Here is a 20458-nt window from a genome sequence, read left to right as displayed (position 1 = left end):
AGACTCAAAACCATTATGAACTGGAAGCCAAATATGCCACTCACAAAATTCGAAAACGCAAGACAAGCGCTTGCACCTGTTAGTCGCCAAGCGGCGGCAGAAGGCATTGTTCTTTTAAGAAACATTGACAATGTTTTGCCTCTCCATAAGGAATGCAAAATCTCCCTTTTTGGTCGATGCCACGTTGATACATATCGAAGTGGTACTGGCTCCGGCGGCGCCGTTAATGTCCCCTATTCTATTAGCGCACTTGAAGGGTTAAGAGGCCATTCATCAATAAACATAAATGAAGAGCTCGTTCAGGTATACCACGAGTGGTTAGCTGAGCACCCGTTTGACGATGGCGGCGGCGGTTGGGCTGCCGAGCCATGGTTCCAAGAAGAAATGCCACTAACCACATTGGTTGTCACAACAGCGAAGCAGTGTTCTGATAAAGCTCTAGTCTTTATCGGTCGTACAGCAGGAGAAGACCAAGATAATGCAGTTCAACCAGGCAGCTACCTTTTAACCGACACTGAATACGACATGCTACAAAAGGTCTGCGCTCAATTCGATGATGTAATTGTTATTCTCAACGTCAGTAATATTATTGATATGTCTTGGGCAGATACGATTACTAACAAACAATCTATCAAGGGTATTCTCTACAGCTGGGCCGCTGGTATGGAAGGTGGTCACGCGCTTGCTGATGTGCTGTCTGGCGATACCTCGCCTAGCGGAAAGCTTACAGACACTATTGCTTATCAAATCGAGGATTACCCTACCTCTGCTAACTTTGGCAATCGAGATCGTAACTTTTATCAAGAGGATATCTACGTTGGCTACCGTTACTTTTCAACCTTCAAACCACACGCAGTGCAATACGCGTTCGGTGAGGGACTAAGTTATACGCAATTTGAACGTGATCTTGCTTCTCTTACTCAACATGGCGAAGGCAAAAATAAAGCTCTGCACTTCCACATTAAAGTAACGAATACCGGACATGTGTATAGCGGCAAAGAAGTCGTACAGCTCTACGTAGAAGCGCCACAAGGCAAACTTGGCAAACCTACGCGTGCTTTGGTTGGATTTAATAAGACCAGAACCCTAGCTCCCGGTGAATCTGAGTTAATTCGAGTCACTGTACCCTACGCACTCCTCGCCTCATATGACGATTCTGGAGTTACTGGCTACAAGTCTTGTTATGTTTTAGAACAAGGTCGTTACCAATTCTATCTAGGTGACAGTGTTCAAGCCGCAACACCAATAGAAGCAACACTCGACTTAGATAATCTTCTGATACAAGAACAGTTAACTGAAGCGGCAGCGCCTATCACGAGTTTCGAGCGTATTAGGCCTGACCAGCAGATTGCTCAAGGCATCTATTCACTAACAAAAGAAAATACAGCAGTTCGCACAGTCGATATGCAAGAGCGCATTTTGTCCCGTTTACCTGAAAGCATTGAGCTTACTGGGGAGCAAAACATAAAACTCTCTGATGTTAAGTCCGGTCAGGCCACACTAGTTAACTTTATTGCTCAACTCACTCCTCAGCAACTTGCGACTATCGTTCGCGGTGAAGGTATGTGTAGTCCTAAAGTCACACCTGGTACCGCTGCAGCATTTGGCGGCGTGAGTAATGACCTGTTTGAGCTGGGCATTCCTGTTGCAGCTGCTGCAGATGGTCCTTCAGGTATCAGAATGGATAGTGGACATAAAGCGACGCAGGTTCCTATTGGTACCTTACTTGGTTGTACGTGGAATACTGAGCTTAACGAGCACCTCTTCTATCTAGTCGGTCAAGAGTTGCAAAGCCATCAAATTGACACGCTACTGGGCCCTGGTATTAACATTCATCGCCACCCATTAAATGGTCGCAACTTCGAGTACTTCTCAGAGGACCCTATGCTGACTGGAGCAATGGCTGCAGCACAGGTCTGCGGTCTGAAGAGCGCTGGAGTATCAGGTACAATCAAACACTACGCTGCCAATGATCAAGAAACCGCTCGATTTGATGTCGATAGCATCATGTCAGAACGCGCACTACGAGAAGTCCACATTAAGCCTTTCGAGATGGCTGTTAAACTCGGTGGTGCAACAACCATTATGACCTCATATAATCCAATCAATGGTCATTGGGGCGCATCAAATTACGACCTAAATACCACGATTCTACGCGGTGAATGGGGCTTTGAGGGGATTGTAATGTCTGATTGGTGGGCCAAAATGAATAGCCCTATCGAAGCTGGGAAAGAAGACAAGTCTTTTACATCATTTATGATTCGCGCTCAAAATGACCTTTATATGGTGGTTGAAAATGACGGTGCTGAACGTAATGCAATGAACGACGACACCTTAGACGCTCTAGAAAATCACACACTTACATTAGGCGAACTGCAACGTTCCGCAATGAACATTTGCCGTTTTGTAATGAATGCTCCAGTGATGTCTCGCCGTTTAGTACCCTATGAGCCAATAAGATCATTTGATTCGGCTGAACATACTGAAAGTGAACCTGTTGTTTCCATCAATGACAGCATCTCTCTCAATTGCACTTCAAACACAGCGATAAGCTTAGAGGTGAAGGAGGACGGAATTTATCAAATATCTGCCACTGCAAGTTATGATAGAAACTCACTAGCGCAGTCTTCTTGTAGTTTGAGTATCAATGGTGAATTCAGTATGTCACTTCCTCTGAATGGCACGGATGGTAACATCCAGACCATCGAAGGACTCCAAGTGCGCTTACACAAAGGTCATTACCAAATCCAAATTGAATTTGTGAAACCAGGACTTAAGCTACATCAATTAGCGTTTACTCAATCTAATTAAAAAACTAAGGCTAGCCATACATCCGTTAAAGCTTTGTATGGCTAGCATCTTGCTCAGCTTATTTTGCCAATTGTAACCTTTGATTCGTTAGCCAAGCGCGAATATGGTCATAAACCAAATTAAAGGTAAAGGCATACAGAGTGACAAACAACGTCACACCAAGATCCATTATAAATGCAGCCCACAAAGAGACATTCAGTAAGTATGCCATGACTGGCACCGTCACTATCAATAGCCCAGCCTCAAATAAAATTACATGTGCAATTCGCATTCGAAAGGAACGTTCGATTCGCTCACCCTTAACGAAACAATCGAAGACTAAATTAAAAAGGTAATTCCAACACATCGCCATGGTAGCAATAACTATCATAGTTCCTGATAATGCAGCAACATCATGGTTGGTAAACAACGCTAATCCGATAACTGAAAACGTCACTGCCAACGCTTCAAAAAGCACTGAGTGAAAGACACGCTCTACTATTCCCATTATAAATTCCTCACTATTTTTTGTTTGGGGACATCGTATGCGGTGATTATCGGTATTCTCAGCAATATAGAAAGTTAACAACCATCACACATCGTGATAGCCTAAATTGGCATTTCGACTTTTTGGGGTATCACAATGTACAGTTTTGAGCAGCTTAAAGTGTTTGTATCGGTTTGCGAGCACGGTTCATTTTCCGCCGCAGCCCGTAAGCTTAAAAGAGCCCAATCAGGGGTAAGCCAAGCCATTTCTAATTTGGAGATCGCCATTGATCAAACCTTATTTAGTCGAGAAAAAAACACACCCGAGCTCACCGAAAATGGCAAAGCACTTCTTCCTATTGCTCGCTCTATATTGCATCAGCAAAAATACTTCGACCAAAAGATCGAAGCTCTTTCCAATGACTCAGAACACGAACTGACCATCGCTGTCGACGATAGCTTGATGAGTCAGGAGTTTATTAAACTATTGTCCCCATTGGCGGCTCAGTTCCCTATTACTAACTTCGAGCTTATCTGCGCCTCAACGTTTGATATCGAAGAACTCATTCGGCAAGACAAAGCACAGATAGGTATTGTTTATGCCGACGGTGAGTTAAAAGTAGACATGGATATTTTCATCCTCGGTCAAGCTCGTTTCTTAACCGTTGTCGCTCCAAACCACGAACTCACACGATTGCCAGTGGTCAAGGACTCCGACTTAAAGCACTTTCGGCAATGTGTCCACCGAAGTGTTGAAAAACAGGAGCTATGGTTTACCTACGGTATTAGCTCTAATATTTGGTACGCAAACGACCACAAAACGCTCGTTGATATGGTCTCAGAAGGATTGGGATGGTCTAACTTACCTGAAATGTTAGTTAAGAAGCCTATGGCTGAAGGGAAAATGGTTGCGCTACCTGTAGCTCATGAAAAAAGTGGCTGGGTGACGACGGTTGGTTGTCTTGTGTCACGCAGTCGTACTAATGGCCCGGTACTAAACGCTCTTATTGAACTATTACAACAACATCAATTTGCTGATAATCAATGGCAGTAACACTGAAAACAGGGCCAAAGATGGTTTGTCATCTTTGGCCAAATCACCGGTTAATAAATATCAGATTTCTAATAAGCCACACCAATTCGCTGGTTTGGGTGTTGATTAGACTCTAACTCATCAATCATAGCCTTAGCGTAGTCGCTTACTGAAATTCGGCTGTTGCCTTGTTCATCAAGCAATAGTTGTTCACCACCAGTACGGTATTTTGATAGCGTTTCTCCCGGGAAAATCTCCGCAGCTGGTGATACAAATGTCCAATTCACGCCGTTGGCAGTTTGCTTGAACACATCAAGCGCTTCCCCCTGTGCGATGGCTTCAGCTTTATATTCTTCAGGGAACTCTGGAGTTGAAATCAAAGTCACCCCCGGTGCAACTTCCAGAGAGCCAGCACCACCTACCCACAGCAAACGCCCTACGTTCGCTTCCGAGAGCGACGTGAGTAGCGTTTTAGCTGCCTGTTTCACAATATCGTGATTACCTTTCGCACGTCCGCCGATGGAAGCAATCACGGCATCGACACCGGATAATGAGTCGACCATCTCGCCGATAGGCGCTGTGAGGTCAAACGCTCTAGCTTCAATATCTAGATCTTCAACTCGATTCACTTCTCTAACCAGTGCCACAACTTCATGACCACGCTGTTTAGCTTCGTTTAAAATATGGCTACCAATCCAACCTGTTGCACCTACCACTGCTACTTTCATAATTATCTCTCCGTTTTGTTTGGTGTTTTCTTGATGACGTTGACAGTCTAATAGAACCTTTTTTCGAGATAAATTCACGAAATGGATGCAGTTTGTATCTAATTGAGTTACTAATAAGCTTCATATCTAACAGGAGCCGATGATGGATAGACTTACAGCGATGCGCAGTTTTGTCGAGGTAGCTCACTGTGCCAGTTTCACTAAGGCCTCCGAACGCCTTGGTTTAAGTCGCTTACAAGTTTCTCGGCACGTTAACGAAGTAGAACAGTGGTTGGAGCAACGGTTGCTTCACCGAACCACACGCAAAGTCAGTCTAACGACAGCTGGTGAACAAGCACTGGCGCGATGTGAAAGCATTTTGCACGAAACGTCACAGTTAGAACTGTCATCTCAGCCACAAACCCCTTATCTCTCCGGTACGGTTCGTGTTGCGGCGCCTATTGGCTTAACACAAAACATCTTACTGGATGCTGTTGAGCAGTTCACAGAACAGCACCCCAACGTTGTTATTCAGCTTTTTGCCTCGGACAGTTTTGCTGAATTAGTTGACGAGCGTATCGACATCGCACTTCGTTATACCAACAAACCAGCAGACAACCTTATTGCTCGTAAACTCATGTCTATCGACTCACTGATATGTGCCTCAAAAAACTACATCGAAAAACATGGCGAGCCAACGCGGTTTGATGATCTTAGCAATCACAACTGCTTTCTCCATTTGGAGCGTACTTCTTGGGAGGGAGTCAAAGGTGGTGAGACAGTATCAGTTAACGTTAGTGGAACCATAAAGGCAAATGATCTAGGCGTATTAGTGAAAGCGGCACAAAGAGATAAAGGAATCGTCTTACTGCCTTGTGACTTGGCAAATCCGCTAATCGAATCGGGATCACTTACCCCAATTCTAAAAGACTACGCTATTCCAACCAGTACACTTTGGGCAGTATATCTCTCAAGAAGTTACCAATTACCTATCGTTCGACAGTTTATAGATTTTCTTGCCGATTTTTGGAGTAATGATATTAAAGCGGATACCTCTCGCTAGTGCTTTTCAAACAAAAAAGGCTCCTTAATTAGGAGCCTTTGATTAAACAATTTGAACGTCACTTGTTAGTCATTATGCCAACGGATATTAGCGAGTACTGTTTTGAACTCTCCTTCACTAAATAGCATGAACGGCGTATCCAAAAATGCGAGATCCACATCTTGAGCAACAAAAAGTGAGACCGGAATATCAATAGTCACAAACTCGTCAATGGATTGCAGCTTATCGGCAATATCAATTTTTGCCACGTCATCTGGAAGCTTATTCTCCGTCCACTTTTGCAGAGACAAATAAACTGGCTGCTTAGGTGCTTTAGAAACCTTAACCTCAAAACTCAGCATTCCCTTGGCAGAGTTATAACCAGATAAGTTCTCGATACCACCATCACCAGTTTGGATGTACGCAGCTGCAAACCCACCTTTGAACGTCAACTCTACCGCATCTTGCTGCTGCTGATAGTTATACGGTTTGGTATCTATCGTGCTCAAAGACATAGGATTGTTGCGCGATACATCGCTACCGATCCAATGAACAAAATCAGCGACTTTCAGTTGGAAATCACCAATTGTCGATTTAATACCGTATATCTCTGTAGCGCTATCGGCGACACCTTCGCCCTGAGTACCAGCCTCATCCAGCTCGATCTGGTCAAGGTCGGCCTGCTGAAGCGTATCTGAATAGTTGAGTCCGTACCCGTATTCAAATAATGGAGCGTGCTCACCCAATGGAGATTGCTCCAACTCAGGCACCTGATAATCTGGAATATGTGGCGGAATACGGCTAACCGTTGCACTTCGTTTTTTATTTGGCCAACTGTATGACAGCTTACCTTGGAAGTCGTAACGAGCGTTACCTTGAGCGTCAGCAATCAACACATCGGTGATGCCCTCACCTTCACTTCCCGGAAGCCAAGCAGCGACAAAGGCATCCGACTTAGCGATCTCTTCATTCAAGTACAAAGGACGACCGCTGTAGAATACTGTAATCACTTTAGCACCCAGTTTGTGTAACTTGTGGATTTTCTCGACATCAGCCTTGTAGCTGCGTTTAAGCTTGCCAAACTCTAGTGTTTGCCAGGCCTTGATATCACCCATCATTTCTGCGTAAGGATCTTCACCGATAACAACAATGGCAACATCGCCTGCTTGAATAGTCGACTCTAGTTGTGGATCATAAGTGACATTGTCACAACTCAGTTCATTGACAAGAGCCATTTTAAACGTCGTTGCTCCTGGGAAATCATCAAGTGTATTCTCATCCCCCTGCCACGTTAAGTTCCAACCACCAGACTGCTTCTGTAGGTCGTCAGCAGCACTGCCCGTAAGCAATACTTTTTGATTTGGATTCAGAGGTAATAGCTGGTCTTTGTTTTTTAATAACACCAAAGATTTGCGTACCGCTTCTCGTGCCACTTCTCGATGCTCTGGCGCACCCAATAAAGATTGCTTGCCTGCTAGCGCTCTCTTTTTCGGTGACGGCTTATCCCATAAACCAGCACGCATTTTGACGCGGAGAATACGAGTAACCGCATCGTCGATACGCTCCATTGGGATTACACCTGACTTAATGTCTTCTAGCGCTTTGTGGTACACCGCTATCCAGTGCTCATGCACCGGAACCATTAACACATCGTTGCCTGCATTAATCGCATACGTTGCATCGCCGTCGGTACACTTGCTGACTTCTGCATGCCCGTGCCAATCCGTGACAATAAGACCATCGAAGCCCATTTTGCCTTTGAGCACATCATTTAGAAGATATTTACTACCATGAATCTTATAGTTATATCGCTCACCTACTTCGGGATTGTGGTCATAATTCGCTTCATTTTCCCATGTATTGAATGAAGACATGACTACTTGAGCACCGGCCTCTAGACCGCTAAAATAGCCCATTGCATGGATATTTCTGAGTAGATCTTCTGAGTAGCCATTTTTACCTCTGTCTACCCCAGTGAGCGTACCGCCATCTCCAACCCAGTGTTTCACGTTAGAAACCACATGATGCTCACCTTTCAGATCATCCGCCGTCCCTTGAAGGCCCGTGACCATTTTAGCAGCATAAGCGAAGGTGATTTCAGGATCTTCAGAGTAACCCTCGTAAACACGTCCCCAACGTAAATCACGTGGCGTTGCTACTGTTGGAGCAAAGGTCCAGTCTAATCCTGTTGCTGCAACTTCAACCGCCGTAATTTTGCCAATTCGTTGAATCAACTCAGGGTCGCGTGCTGCGCCTAAACCAATGTTGTGCGGGAAGACTGTCGCGCTAAATACATTGTTATGACCATGTACCGCATCAGTCGCCCACATAAATGGAATACGGAATGGTCTGTCTGCATAGGCTTCTTCAATGGCATGCCAGAACTCATCCGCTTTGTCGCTCCAATCTTGAGCGCTAGAGTGCTTATTCTCGTTTGGCCATGCTCCGCCGCCATTCAATATTGAGCCTAATTTGTATTGCTTAGCCTCTTCTGGGCTTACACCGCGAAGATCCGGCTGAATCATCTGACCCAGTTTTTCTTCGGTAGTCATCTGAGCCACAATGCTTGCGACTTCGTTTTCTATCCCAGCGTCCTTAGCGATTGCAGATTTAATTTGTGGCCATTCTTTAAAATAAGGTGTTTGATAAGACATCTTGAATTCCTAAATACAAAACTATGTGAATAAATGACAACGAGTAAAGTGATTAGCTGAAATTTCTACCGGTTCAGGCAAATACTGCGAACATTCCGCTTTCGCCTGAGGGCACCGCCCTGCGTATGGGCAACCTTTCTTTTCTGGTGACCACATTGGTGTTTCCATCGAGCGGTGCGTTGGTAGTTTCTCGTGAATGCTGCGGCTCGGATCCGGCACTGCCGCAAGCAATAGCTGGGTATACGGGTGTTGTGGGTTTTGCGTGATTTGCTCTGTGTCTCCCCACTCGACCATATGACCGCAGTACAACACTATGGTGTCTTCTGCAAAATAGCGTGCCGTAGCAATATCATGGGTGATATACATAAATGACTTGCCCATCTCATGCTTCATGCGATTCATTAAGTTAAGCACACCAATTCGAATCGAGACATCCAACATTGACGTTGGCTCATCCGCCAGAATCACTTTCGCACCTATAGCCAGTGTTTTTGCCAAGAAAACACGCTGACGTTGACCGCCTGACAATTGATGTGGAAACTTATCCAACACTTCTTGCGGCGGTGTTAAGCCCACTTGGGTTAGGATTTTTATTAGGCGATATTCCATTTCTTTACCCGGTTTTAATCCGTGGTAAATCTGCATTGGTCGCATCAAGTGATAGCGAATCGTGTGCAGCGGGTTTAACGAACTGAACGGGTCTTGGAATACCATCTGTACATCACGTCGATAAGCATCTAGCTCTTCTCCGGACGTAAACTCATCGATGTTGGTGCCGTGATAATAGATACCACCTTCTGTGGCTTTGTGAATTTTCGTCGCTATTTTTGCACTGGTACTTTTGCCACACCCTGACTCCCCAACCACTGCTACACAACGCGCTTCACGTAGTTGGAAATTGAGTCCATTCACAGCACGTAAGTACTGCTTTGGTGAGAAAATTGAGTCACCTTTTTTACGAAAATCGATGCAAAGGTCTTTAGCTTCCAAAATAACCGGATGCTTTGCATCAAATGCGGCTTGGTCAATATGAGGACTTCTTGCATTCATAATTACGCCACTCCTTCAGCTTCAAGTTGTAGTGGGGTATGACAAGCCACCCAACGCGACTCTCCTAAACTGACCAAATTAGGTTCTTGTGTTCGACACTGTGCGGTGGCTTTAAAACAGCGAGGCGCAAAACGACAGCCTGAAGGTACATTTTTAAGATCGAGGGGCGAGCCTGGAATTCCTTTCATCTCTTGTAACTCGCCTTTTAATGTCGGGAATGAGTCGCCTAAGCCATGCGCATAAGGGTGGTTTGGTTGCTGCAAAATAATCTTAGATGGCGCGAGTTCCACCAGCTGACCTGAGTACATGATGCCAATACGGTCACATAGCTCCACCATCAAACTGAGGTCATGGGTAATAAACAGAATAGAGAAACCAAAACGCTCTTTAAGCTCATACACTTTTTGCAGAATTTCGCGTTGTACCACTACATCAAGTGCAGTCGTAGGCTCATCCATAATGAGAAGCTTTGGATTTAACGCTAACGCCATGGCAATCACGACACGTTGTCGCATACCACCAGAAAACTGGTGTGGGTAGTCGAATAAACGCTCTGTTGGAATATCGACAATACGCAGAAGCTCTTTGGCTTTTTCAATAGATTCTTCGCGACTTGATACCAAGCCATGAGCGTCGTAGATATCGTAGAATTGATATTCAATGGTTTTCACTGGATTCAAACAGTTCATCGCACTCTGAAAGACCATCGATGTATCCTTCCAGCGGAAGTTTCTTAATTCATCATCGTCCATTTTCAATACGTCTTGACCTTCGAATAGGATTTCACCTTCTGAGATCAATGCAGGCGGTCTGTGCAAACGCATTAACGAGTAAGCAATAGTTGATTTACCGCAACCTGACTCGCCCGCTAGCCCTAAAATCTCGCCACGGTTAATGTGAAAGCTGACGTTGTTCACTGCACGAACTTTGCCATCAAAAGTCACGTAGTCGACGCAGAGATTTCGGACATCTACCAACTTAGACGTTTCTGTATGTGTGAAATTAACCATTGGCACTCTCCATTTCTAAGCGCTGTTGCTTCGCAGCTTGTTTCGCTGCTTTCTTCTCTTCACGACGATAACGAGCCATGATTCGTTGAGCCTTCAATTTCGGGTTTGATATTTCATCAATCGAGAAGTTGATAAGCGCTAGACCAATGGCAACCGACGCTAACGCAACAGAAGGGGCCATAATTTCCCACCACGCACCGATACGTATCGCAGAAGTTTGGTCGGCGTTGTACAACATACCGCCCCACGTCACTGCAAGAGGGTCGCCCAACCCAATAAACTCTAAGGTCGCTTGCGTCATAATGGCGTAGATGACCGTACCAATAAAACTACTGGCCAGAATCGACATCATATTTGGCATAATTTCAGCAAACAGCATTCTCGGTTTGGTTTCACCCATCACTTCAGCGGCGTGAACAAAGTCCTTATTTCGAATCGCTAAGGTCTGAGCACGTAGTACGCGAGCTCCCCACGGCCATGACGTTGCACCAATTATTATCGCGATAACCAGAGGCGACACTTGATCCAAGAACGCAGCCAATACCAGCATTAACGGTAGGCTTGGAATAACCATCACTAAGTTAGTAAAGAATGACAATACGTTATCAATCACACCACCGAAGTAACCAGAAGCGATACCTATCACCATCGCCATTACAATCACAAACGTGCCAGCGACGAAGCCAACCATAAGCGAAACGCGACCACCATAAAGAAGCTGAGACCAGACATCACGCCCCATACGCGTCGTACCTAGAATATTGTCTGGGTTTGGTGCTTGGTGTGGTCGACCAACGCGAGCTCCCGGCAATACATCGGTAAGCAGCGGTGCAAAAACACACATCAACACCACTGTTGCGACTAAGAAGATCCCAACCGCAGCTTTGGGGTTATCCAAGAAAAATTGTTTAGCCATTTTAAAGTATTTCATGCTCTTAACTCCTTTAACCCAACTCAGTGCGAAGACGTGGGTCAAGCACGAACAGCAGTAAATCTGCGATAAAGTTAGCGCCTAATACCATGATGGTCATGATAAGCAGGTAGCCTTGAATCAACGGGTAATCACGCGCAAGCATGGCTTGAAACATGACCTGTCCTAATCCCGGATAATTGAATATGATTTCGATAATCAGCGAGCCCGCAAAGATGGCGCCAACCGACATAGCAAATGTAGTGATCATTGGCAGCACTGCGTTGCGTGCACCGTATTGCAGCATCACTTTTTTGTCTTTCACACCTTTAGCCCAGCCCATGACAATAAAGTCTTCACCAAGCTGGTTGATCATGTTGGAACGCATGCCCATAACGTTGCCCATTCCAAGCAGTACCATGCTGAGCAATGGCAGTGCTAAGTGATAAGCCACGCTGCTGACAAATTCAAAACTCATTGCAGGATCGAGCGATGGGTCGTAAGCATAACTCGTCGGAAACCAGCCGAGATCTGATGCAAAGATAAAGTACATAAGTAGAGCCATTACTACGGCAGGAATCGACGATATCACTACCGAACCCACAGTGATGACAGAATCGACCCACGTGCCTCGCTTCCAAGCCACCCAAATACCGAGCAACGTTGTGATGGTATAAGACACGACAAGATAAGAACCAACCAACAACAACGTCCACAACATGCCACGGCCAAGAACATCAAATACAGGTTGGAAGAAGCGTGTCGATGTCCCCCACTCACCCGTCATGATGCTTTGTAGGTAAGTTAAAAACTGTTGAAACAATGGTGTATTGGTGGAATAACCGTAAAGAGCTTCAAGAGAAGCGATGGTCTCTGGTGTAATTTGCCCACCATTTTGTGCAAGACGCCCCAAAAATGATTGAATTGGGTCACCAGGCATCAATCTTGGCAAGAAAAAGTTAATGGTTACTGCGGCGACAAAGGCCAGCAAATAGAAGCCAAATCGGCTTAATAAATATCTCATAACCTAAATTCCAATTAGACTTTCCCCTCAGCTCCCCCCTATGGGGAGCCGACAAGTAAGAGAAGTGAGAGAAAAAAGCGCAGCCTCCCTCGCTCAAGAGACCACGCTAAACTGGATTAACCTTTCGGTTTTAGGTTCATTAGGTGAACAAGACGGCTCATGCCATTCCAAGGTGCAGGGTGACCGATTTGATTATCTTCATTAGCCCAACCTTCGAAGCGAGAGTCGTTATATGCGTACCAGATACCGTTGTAGTAAAGAGGAATTTGAATCACATTTTCAGCAAAGTAACGTTCTACGTTAGCCGCAATTTTCTTCTGTTGATCTTCGTCTTTAGTCAAACCTAGCTCTGAAATCCACTGGTCAAGTTGTGGGTCAACATAGTTACTAACGGTAGTAGACCACCACACTGGGCTTTGTACGTATTCAGAACCCATAGTGAAATCGTAGAACTTCCATACTGAAGATTGCATCGAACCTGCACCGAATGTGGCATCGAAGTTCGCTGTTTCCCAGTTTTTCGCATACGCATTAGCTTCTGGAGTAATTACCGTTGCATCGATACCTGCCATGCGCAGACCTTCTACCGCAATAGAAGTGTTGTTTACCCAATCACTCCAACCACTTGGTACCTGGATCTTAAAGGTTAACTTGCTGCCATCTGGGTTCTCAACAAAACCGTCTCCATTAGTATCTTTGTAACCGCCGTCTGCTAATAACTGCTTAGCTTTGTTAATGTCGTACTGGTTCACTTCAGCCCAAGTTTTGTCGGCTTGTTCGTCACGCCAATTCCACATACCTTTTGGTAAGTTTGTTGCTGGGTTTCCACCGACAACGTAACCATAAGAACCAATCATCATCATGGCTTCACGGTCCATTGATAGGCTTACCGCTTTACGGAAGTTCACATCATGGAAGGCTTTATTTGCGCCTTCATTCTCTGTTTTGTAGTTGAATGTGATTCGAACACCATCGTTTGATGGGAACCAGTACTTGTTATTTGGATGTTTAGAAACAAACGTACGCTCGATATCAGGAATAAAGATACCTGCCCAGTCCACGATTCCTTTTGAAAGCATCTCAAGCGCTGCATCGTTACTTGAGAATTGCGGGAACTCTAAACAGTCGATTTTGAGGTCTTTATTCCAGTAATTTGGGTTACGACACTGAACATAAACTTGTGGTGTAAAACGCTGGATTTCTGTGAATGGGCCCGTGCCCACCGGGTTATCATTCGTGCTTTGGGCTGGCGAATCATTACCTTCCCAAATATGTTTAGGGACGATACGAACCGTTTCACCAAGAACATCGCGCGCTGCAAACGCATTCGGTTCTTTTAGATAGATTTTAACTTGTAGGTCATTAACCTTCTCGACTTTGTCAACTTTACCGCTGACACCGCCGGTATCGATCTCTGGATGTGCTTTCGGATACTCGTAAGTAAACACAACATCATCAGCCGTGAACGGTTTCCCATCAGACCAAAGAACACCCTCACGAAGATCAACAGTCAGTACCGTCAAATCATCGCTCAGTTCATAGCCTGTTGCTAACCAAGGATGGACATTTTTCGAGTCTAAGATATCGAAGATGTATAGCGATTCATAAGCAAAGTCTGAACGACCACCAAACCAAGGGTTAAAGTTACGCACCCAGCCAGTTGAGAATTCGTTGAGAATCTTCAAGTTTGGCATGGAAGATGATTCTTCAGCGTGAGCGGGGATGACCATTGATGCAGCAATTGCAGAAGTAAGAAGCAGCGTTTTTTTCATCTATCTATCCTTGTTTATGAACTGTGTAGGCGAAGTTCGTTATCGTTGTTTTTCAAGGATACTAGCGAGGAATTCGGTTTATAAACGTGACTAAAACCACATTGGATCGGCAATGGGTTGCCTATTTGTTAAAACTAAAAAGCGTTGCACAGAAACCTTCTCACTCATGAAACTTTTAGATAATTTGCATAATTTAACTTATATTAATCATTACTTTAGGTTGAAATATTTCATGAAAATTCATTCTCTGGCTATTCAAGCTCACGCTTTTGCGATCAGAAATAGGCATTATTGTTGCTATTTGTTAATCCACCCCCATAACCTTAAGTAATAAAGCGAACGATTAGGCACATCAATGCAACAACAAGATCAATCCAGAGCTAAGAGCAAAAACTTAGGTATTCTATTAGAACTGGTTAACTTCATTCGCCCTTACCAAGCCAAGGTATTTGCCGCTCTGGTAGCACTCATCTTCACCGCAGGCCTCACTCTGTCTGTTGGTCATGGAGTTCGAATCTTAATTGACCAAGGCTTTGCTCAGCAATCACTGCAAGACTTGGGCAATGCAATTCAATTTATCATGTTGGTCACCGTATGCATTTCCATTGGCACCTTTTTTAGATTCTATTTAGTTTCTTCTGTTGGTGAACGTGTCAGCGCAGATATTCGCCTCGCGGTATTCAATCACATCATTACTCTGCATCCGAGTTATTTTGAGACCAACGGCAGCGGCGATATCATGTCTCGAATAACCACGGATACGACGCTATTGCAAAGTATCATTGGTTCTTCTTTCTCTATGGCAATGCGCAGTGCGCTTATGTGTATTGGTGCGATTATCATGCTGTTTGCCACCAACATTAAGTTGACGCTCATTGTGTTAGCATCGGTTCCGTTTATTTTGATTCCCATCTTGTTCTACGGGCGTCGTGTAAGAGCGCTCTCACGTCAAAGCCAAGACTCTATGGCGGACGTAGGCAGCTACGCTGGCGAAGCGATTGAACATATCAAAACGGTCCAAAGTTACAGTTTTGAGGCGCAAGAGCGTGCGGCTTTTGCTGAGGAAGTAGAACGAGCTTATGACATTGGACGTAGGCGCGTTAAGCAGCGCGCTATCTTGATTTCTGGCGTTATCGTTATTGTTTTTACTGCTATTGCTGGCATGCTTTGGGTTGGGGGCAGCGACGTGATCCACGGTACCATGTCAGCCGGTGACCTTGGTGCTTTTGTTTTCTACGCCATTATGGTGGCTTCTTCTCTTGCGACTATTTCAGAAGTCTTAGGTGAGTTGCAACGCGCTGCAGGCGCAACCGAGCGCTTGGTCGAAATCCTGCAAGTTGACAGCCATATCAAGGCGCCTGAAAGCATCTTCAATCCTACCAATACGCTGCGATCTGAAGTTACGTTTGACGATGTAACCTTCCACTACCCTTCCCGACCTTCTCAATCTGCCACTGAACGGTTAACCCTCAAAGCAGACGAAGGCAAAGTACTTGCACTCGTTGGGCCATCTGGAGCAGGTAAAACAACGGTATTTGAGCTTTTGCAGCGATTCTACGACCCTCAAGCCGGACAAGTGAAGCTAGGTAACGTCGATATTCGAGAGTTTGACCCTCATGAACTTCGCAAGCAAATGGCCCTAGTTCCACAACAGCCCGCTTTGTTTAGTCACGACGTCTTTCACAACATCCGCTACGGCAATCCAGACGCGACCGATGAGCAAGTGATTGAAGCGGCGAAAAAAGCCCATGCCCATGATTTCATCATGCAGTTGCCAGATGGCTACCACAGCTTCTTAGGAGAAAGGGGCGTGCGACTTTCTGGAGGGCAACGCCAACGCATCGCTATTGCGCGCGCTATCCTCAAAGATCCAAAAATCCTTCTGCTTGATGAAGCCACAAGCGCCCTCGATAGTGAGAGTGAACATCATGTACAACAAGCATTAGAAGAGTTAATGATCGGAAGAACCACTATCATCATCGCGCACCGTCTTTCAACCATTCAGCACGCAGACCAGATTGCGGTGTTAGACCATGGCCGTTTGGTCGATATTGGCGATCATCATTCGTTGCTAGAAAATTGCGAACTATATAAGCGTTTGGTGGAGTTACAGTTTAAACAGCCCGTCGTGAGATAATAGCGGCAGTTATGCAAATCATTAATGTAAAAGCCCTTGTTTGGTCAAATTCAAACAAGGGCTTAGAAGCTTCTATTCGAACCGCTACCAGTGGATATCTAGATCTTGGTTCAAGTTGTTTTGTATATCACCCCACTCGTCCATTAATTCAGAGGCTTTTCGGTGTGAAATCGGTTTAACCAGCGTTGAACCAGCATGATCTTTCAGGTTGAGCGTATAGGTTTTAGCATTAAGGTCGGCCGTTATACTGTGGTATTCGTCAAGACACTGCTGTTTAGTTTTGTTAGGTCCCCATGCTAACGTCAAATCCGTTCCGTTAATATTCATGCAAACCGCAAGCGAGCTACAATCCATCGCATTCTCCTTGTCGTTAGTGTAGTCACTCTATGAAGCTAGCCAAGTCTGGTCATTTCGCCAACACAAACTGTCAAATCTTGAGTGATCACTCATTAATGCACTGACATTTACAACATTCGTCACTGTAACTCTTCGACTCCCCTGCTCTTTTCAGGATGGGCAAATTTCCAAAGAAAAATACCCAAACTCAAACCCTGTCATTCCTGCGAAGGCAGGAATCTACTGACAGTGCTCACTGAATCATATGGTCCACTCCGCAAACTGAGTGACGAGGCTAGCTTATTTTTGCCCCTTTCTGCCTCAATAACCCAAATCCAAATCCGGTCGTTCCTGCGAAGGCAGGAATCGACTGACAGCGCCCACTGAATCATATGGTCCATTCCGCAAACTGAGTGACGAGGCTAGCTTATTATTGCCCTATTCCTTGCCAGTAACATTCAACCTCACAAATCACAGTGAGGTGGTTTGACCTACTTCTTCTAATCAGCTTAGTGTCTATGAAAATGGGCTCTTACCAACTTAGCCAACTAGTTCGAATAGGCCGTCTTATTTCCATTTTTTAACCTACCGAAGAAACGTGTTCTCTGTTAGAGTCACCGTCAACTACGCTATTGAATGAAGACACCCACAGATCGCATGTAATTGATGGATTTTTATTCACCCTTAGAACTCATTTTAGGAATCCCTAGTGACTAACAACGAAATTTTACGTCGTATCCAACACGCGTTAAACCTTAAAAACGCACAGATAATGAAAGCTTTCGGGCAGGCCGAAGTCACTGTAGCTCACGATAAAGTGGCAAGCTGGTTAAAAGATGAAAGCGACAAATCTTGCGTTAAGATGAAGGATCAAGAGTTGGCGGTATTCTTAAATGGCTTTATTAACCTCAAGCGAGGAAAAAAAGACGGCGAGCAACCTAAGCCAGAAGTCGCGTTGACCAACAACATGATTCTCATGAAGCTCCACATTGCGCTAGGCATGAAAGCAGAAGATGTGTTGGACGTATTAGAAGTGGTTGGTATTAGTTTAAGTAAATACGAAATTGGTGCGTATTTCCGCAAGCCAAACAACAAAAACTACAAACAGTGTGAGGACCAACTGCTGTGTGACTTCTTAAATGGTGTGCAGTTTACCAATCGTCCCGATTCTGAAGAGTTTACTGGGTAATTTTTATCTCGAATCGAACGTGGTAATTGATTAAAAAAGCGAGAGCCATTTCATTTTGGCTACTCGCTTTTATCATGTTAAGGACCGATATTAGAGCTTCACAATCACGTCTACTCTTGGTCTTTCTTCAGTAGATATCTATCAAACCACGCTGAAATCTAGTCAGCTTTTAGAATCAAGACACACACCGCCCCCTATGACCCTACCAAGATAAACCCAAGCTAAAGCCTTAAGCCTGTTAGGGGCCTCTATTCTGATCAAGCTATTCCAGACATCTTGTAGTGATTCACTAAAACTGGCCACGTATATAGAGTTTTTCCATACTTTTGGTCATGCGAGCAGGGTCACGACTGACGCCATTGGTAACACGAATTTGCCCCTTTTCGTGTTTCATAACATCCCCCCCCCCCCAAATTACCGTCATTCCCTTGAAAAAGGGAGTCTCATTCAGCGCATCGTAAACCTAATTTACTCTCACATTTTCAGTTATCTACGCGCTTCAGAAGACCTTCGTTTTCACAAAGATGACTGTCTAATTAACGTTGTGGGATGGGGACGAGCTTATAATGGCGTTGTATAGAAACCTTCACAATTGGCACTTCATGGCTCAGAAATGCCCCATTACCGTGTTTAACCGAAAGCTAGATCAAATCATATTTCAGTTAATTCGAAAGGCAAAGAGCATAACTTTGCCATAAAACGTTCTCAATCTTGCTTAACAAAGAGTCGCCACAAACAAGGGGCTGGCCATTAAGTACCTCATCTTTATTAAAGAATATATGATATTCCTTGTTTATAAAGTGCTCAACAATATCATTGTGCGCGATCGAGAACTTCGATTGATAAAATTTAAACTAAATTCCAATGACAGGGTCGGTTCATGAGTATTCTCGGTAGCATTAAAGAAGTATTTTCAGTAACTATGGCTCAAAAAAAGTTCGTGAAACACCATAAAAGTGGTGATTACGACTTAGCAATTTACGATCTTAAGCGCATCGTGGGCTACGAGAAGGTTCCTAAACAATACCCTCAAATTCCGGAACAAGCATTAATAACGTTGCTGAACATTTACTTCAATGGCACTTGTATGGAGCTTAATGACTACTCTATGAAGAAGAATGAAAGCGAAGGTATTCGTATTCTAGAGGGGTTGGCTAAAAGTGATAATCTGTGGAATAACTGGGCGGCTTCTTATTTGGGGAGATACTGGTCAACGGGTACGCTAGTCGAGCCTGATCTAAAGGAAGCTATGAAATGGTTCAAACTTGCGGCAGACCGCCATTTCGACGACGCTAAGCTTATGCTTGCTTACTTATATATTTTCCAGTTTCCAACAGAGATACACTTAGAAGAAGCTAACCGTCTATTAAGTCAATGCCATGATTTACATGAGCATCGCGATATTGATTATCTTAAATATGTTGCTCAAGCTGCGCTTCAAAGATCGAATCCTGACGGGTTTTCGTACCTAAATCCTACTGAGTGGCTAGAGAAAGCGATAAAAAAGCAGAACCCATACGCTATGGTGACGCACGCTCACGTAAATATGCAAAAGGATAGACTCGAAGCACTCCGGTTACTCTCAGGCGCCGTTGAACTCAACCATACCCCAGCGATTTTTTGGAAAAGTATTTATGAAGATTTCAACGGTCAAATTGAATCGGCAGATATAGAGTTTATCTCTAACTTTGCACATCAAAATGTCCCCTGTGCGCAAAAAGAAATGCAACGTAGATATGAACACGGTGTGGGCGGTGTAGAGGCAGACAACATCCAGTCAACAGTGTGGTCCACCTTAGCATACAGAAGACCCAAGCGATCATATAAAATCCAAGAAATGCACCCTTCTCTCACAGCAAATGAAGCCTCGATTGTAGAAGCTCGAACCTCTCGACTCTTTGAGGAGCAAGGCATTCGTTTATTCGATACGCTTGATACCCAGTACGTTTGGGCGATGGACTTCCAAAGACCATACGGCGTATTTTTCGAATTTTAATTAATTCACTAGGGCGACAGGAGATAACAACAAGTCTGTTAGGAATAACCGTAGTGATCAAGTCAAATTGGCCACGTTTTTATAAGTTTCCAGTAAAGTCTCTCCGATTCACTCGGTGTGGACCACTGTATTGGTGCGAATCACCCTTTAAATTGAAATAGTTTTATTTGCATGTACACAGAAAAGGTAAATAAAAGAGGTATAAAAGGGACACACACTATAACGAACCCTATCGAATAAGATGCAAAGCTAACAACGAGAGGTAGACTCACTCTCACAAGCACAATAAATGATGAGTGTTAAGTCTTCTCGGAATGTCATT

Annotated in this window: 15 protein-coding genes; 6 read left to right on the top strand and 9 right to left on the bottom strand. The window is 44.5% G+C overall.

All coding sequences use genetic code 11. The features are described from left to right. Positions 1-33: 33 nt before the first annotated feature. On the top strand, positions 34-2811 hold the full coding sequence (locus AWH66_RS11910) for a glycoside hydrolase family 3 protein (protein WP_063606833.1): 2778 nt from the start codon (positions 34-36) through the stop codon (positions 2809-2811). A 58-nt stretch (positions 2812-2869) separates the two neighbouring features. On the opposite strand, the gene AWH66_RS11905 is transcribed toward AWH66_RS11910, so the two are convergent. Beyond that, positions 2870-3298 (bottom strand): PACE efflux transporter, encoded by a 429-nt coding sequence (locus AWH66_RS11905; RefSeq protein WP_063606832.1) that lies wholly within the window; start codon positions 3296-3298, stop codon positions 2870-2872. 135 nt (positions 3299-3433) lie between these two features. Between AWH66_RS11905 and AWH66_RS11900 the strand changes: the two genes are divergently transcribed. Beyond that, complete coding sequence (locus AWH66_RS11900; protein WP_063606831.1) at positions 3434-4330, top strand: LysR family transcriptional regulator; 897 nt, start codon at positions 3434-3436, stop codon at positions 4328-4330. 68 nt (positions 4331-4398) lie between these two features. Here AWH66_RS11900 and AWH66_RS11895 read toward each other — a convergent pair whose 3' ends face one another. Continuing rightward, positions 4399-5037, bottom strand: a complete 639-nt coding sequence (locus AWH66_RS11895) for an NAD(P)-dependent oxidoreductase (protein ID WP_063606830.1) — start codon at positions 5035-5037, stop codon at positions 4399-4401. A gap of 142 nt (positions 5038-5179) precedes the next feature. On the opposite strand from AWH66_RS11895, the gene AWH66_RS11890 reads away from it, so the two are divergent. Next, positions 5180-6079, top strand: coding sequence for a LysR family transcriptional regulator (locus AWH66_RS11890; RefSeq protein WP_063606829.1), 900 nt, complete (start codon positions 5180-5182; stop codon positions 6077-6079). 65 nt (positions 6080-6144) lie between these two features. Here AWH66_RS11890 and AWH66_RS11885 read toward each other — a convergent pair whose 3' ends face one another. The 6 genes from AWH66_RS11885 to AWH66_RS11860 form a co-directional block, all read right to left on the bottom strand. Next, positions 6145-8712, bottom strand: coding sequence for a glycoside hydrolase family 3 protein (locus AWH66_RS11885; protein ID WP_063606828.1), 2568 nt, complete (start codon positions 8710-8712; stop codon positions 6145-6147). Between the two features lie 21 nt (positions 8713-8733). Beyond that, positions 8734-9762 carry an ABC transporter ATP-binding protein gene (locus tag AWH66_RS11880; RefSeq protein WP_063606827.1) on the bottom strand — a complete coding sequence of 343 codons (1029 nt, stop codon included), beginning with the start codon at positions 9760-9762 and terminating at the stop codon, positions 8734-8736. Positions 9763-9764: 2 nt separating this feature from the next. After that, the gene (locus tag AWH66_RS11875) at positions 9765-10772 is read right to left on the bottom strand and encodes an ABC transporter ATP-binding protein (RefSeq protein ID WP_063606826.1); all 1008 of its coding nucleotides are present in this window, start codon (positions 10770-10772) and stop codon (positions 9765-9767) included. Further along, positions 10765-11703, bottom strand: a complete 939-nt coding sequence (locus tag AWH66_RS11870) for an ABC transporter permease (RefSeq protein ID WP_063606825.1) — start codon at positions 11701-11703, stop codon at positions 10765-10767. Before AWH66_RS11870 ends, AWH66_RS11875 begins: the two co-directional genes overlap by 8 nt. 13 nt (positions 11704-11716) lie before the next feature. Beyond that, positions 11717-12706 (bottom strand): ABC transporter permease, encoded by a 990-nt coding sequence (locus tag AWH66_RS11865; RefSeq protein ID WP_063606824.1) that lies wholly within the window; start codon positions 12704-12706, stop codon positions 11717-11719. A gap of 116 nt (positions 12707-12822) precedes the next feature. Beyond that, complete coding sequence (locus tag AWH66_RS11860) at positions 12823-14478, bottom strand: ABC transporter substrate-binding protein (RefSeq protein WP_062461093.1); 1656 nt, start codon at positions 14476-14478, stop codon at positions 12823-12825. Positions 14479-14833: 355 nt separating this feature from the next. On the opposite strand from AWH66_RS11860, the gene AWH66_RS11855 reads away from it, so the two are divergent. Then, complete coding sequence (locus tag AWH66_RS11855; RefSeq protein WP_063606823.1) at positions 14834-16615, top strand: ABC transporter ATP-binding protein/permease; 1782 nt, start codon at positions 14834-14836, stop codon at positions 16613-16615. Between the two features lie 84 nt (positions 16616-16699). On the opposite strand, the gene AWH66_RS11850 is transcribed toward AWH66_RS11855, so the two are convergent. Further along, positions 16700-16969: a hypothetical protein gene (locus AWH66_RS11850; RefSeq protein ID WP_006069509.1), complete on the bottom strand. Its 270-nt coding sequence runs from the start codon at positions 16967-16969 to the stop codon at positions 16700-16702. 691 nt (positions 16970-17660) lie between these two features. Here AWH66_RS11850 and AWH66_RS11845 point away from each other — a divergent pair. Together AWH66_RS11845 and AWH66_RS11840 are read left to right on the top strand one after the other, a co-directional pair. Beyond that, positions 17661-18140: a YehS family protein gene (locus AWH66_RS11845; RefSeq protein WP_063606822.1), complete on the top strand. Its 480-nt coding sequence runs from the start codon at positions 17661-17663 to the stop codon at positions 18138-18140. 880 nt (positions 18141-19020) lie between these two features. After that, positions 19021-20136: an SEL1-like repeat protein gene (locus AWH66_RS11840; RefSeq protein ID WP_063606821.1), complete on the top strand. Its 1116-nt coding sequence runs from the start codon at positions 19021-19023 to the stop codon at positions 20134-20136. Positions 20137-20458: the final 322 nt, after the last annotated feature.

Source organism: Vibrio barjaei (assembly GCF_001639065.2).
GTDB lineage: Bacteria > Pseudomonadota > Gammaproteobacteria > Enterobacterales > Vibrionaceae > Vibrio > Vibrio barjaei.
Note: the sequence above shows the minus strand (reverse complement) of the source record. Positions and strands in the feature narration are given on the sequence as shown.

What these genes read in the sequence shown, in the direction of transcription:
- AWH66_RS11910 (WP_063606833.1), top strand. Translation starts at nt 34, where the DNA reads ATGCCACTCACAAAATTCGAAAACGCAAGACAAGCGCTTGCACCTGTT.
- AWH66_RS11905 (WP_063606832.1), bottom strand. Translation starts at nt 3,298, where the DNA reads ATGGGAATAGTAGAGCGTGTCTTTCACTCAGTGCTTTTTGAAGCGTTG.
- AWH66_RS11900 (WP_063606831.1), top strand. Translation starts at nt 3,434, where the DNA reads ATGTACAGTTTTGAGCAGCTTAAAGTGTTTGTATCGGTTTGCGAGCAC.
- AWH66_RS11895 (WP_063606830.1), bottom strand. Translation starts at nt 5,037, where the DNA reads ATGAAAGTAGCAGTGGTAGGTGCAACAGGTTGGATTGGTAGCCATATT.
- AWH66_RS11890 (WP_063606829.1), top strand. Translation starts at nt 5,180, where the DNA reads ATGGATAGACTTACAGCGATGCGCAGTTTTGTCGAGGTAGCTCACTGT.
- AWH66_RS11885 (WP_063606828.1), bottom strand. Translation starts at nt 8,712, where the DNA reads ATGTCTTATCAAACACCTTATTTTAAAGAATGGCCACAAATTAAATCT.
- AWH66_RS11880 (WP_063606827.1), bottom strand. Translation starts at nt 9,762, where the DNA reads ATGAATGCAAGAAGTCCTCATATTGACCAAGCCGCATTTGATGCAAAG.
- AWH66_RS11875 (WP_063606826.1), bottom strand. Translation starts at nt 10,772, where the DNA reads ATGGTTAATTTCACACATACAGAAACGTCTAAGTTGGTAGATGTCCGA.
- AWH66_RS11870 (WP_063606825.1), bottom strand. Translation starts at nt 11,703, where the DNA reads ATGAAATACTTTAAAATGGCTAAACAATTTTTCTTGGATAACCCCAAA.
- AWH66_RS11865 (WP_063606824.1), bottom strand. Translation starts at nt 12,706, where the DNA reads ATGAGATATTTATTAAGCCGATTTGGCTTCTATTTGCTGGCCTTTGTC.
- AWH66_RS11860 (WP_062461093.1), bottom strand. Translation starts at nt 14,478, where the DNA reads ATGAAAAAAACGCTGCTTCTTACTTCTGCAATTGCTGCATCAATGGTC.
- AWH66_RS11855 (WP_063606823.1), top strand. Translation starts at nt 14,834, where the DNA reads ATGCAACAACAAGATCAATCCAGAGCTAAGAGCAAAAACTTAGGTATT.
- AWH66_RS11850 (WP_006069509.1), bottom strand. Translation starts at nt 16,969, where the DNA reads ATGGATTGTAGCTCGCTTGCGGTTTGCATGAATATTAACGGAACGGAT.
- AWH66_RS11840 (WP_063606821.1), top strand. Translation starts at nt 19,021, where the DNA reads ATGAGTATTCTCGGTAGCATTAAAGAAGTATTTTCAGTAACTATGGCT.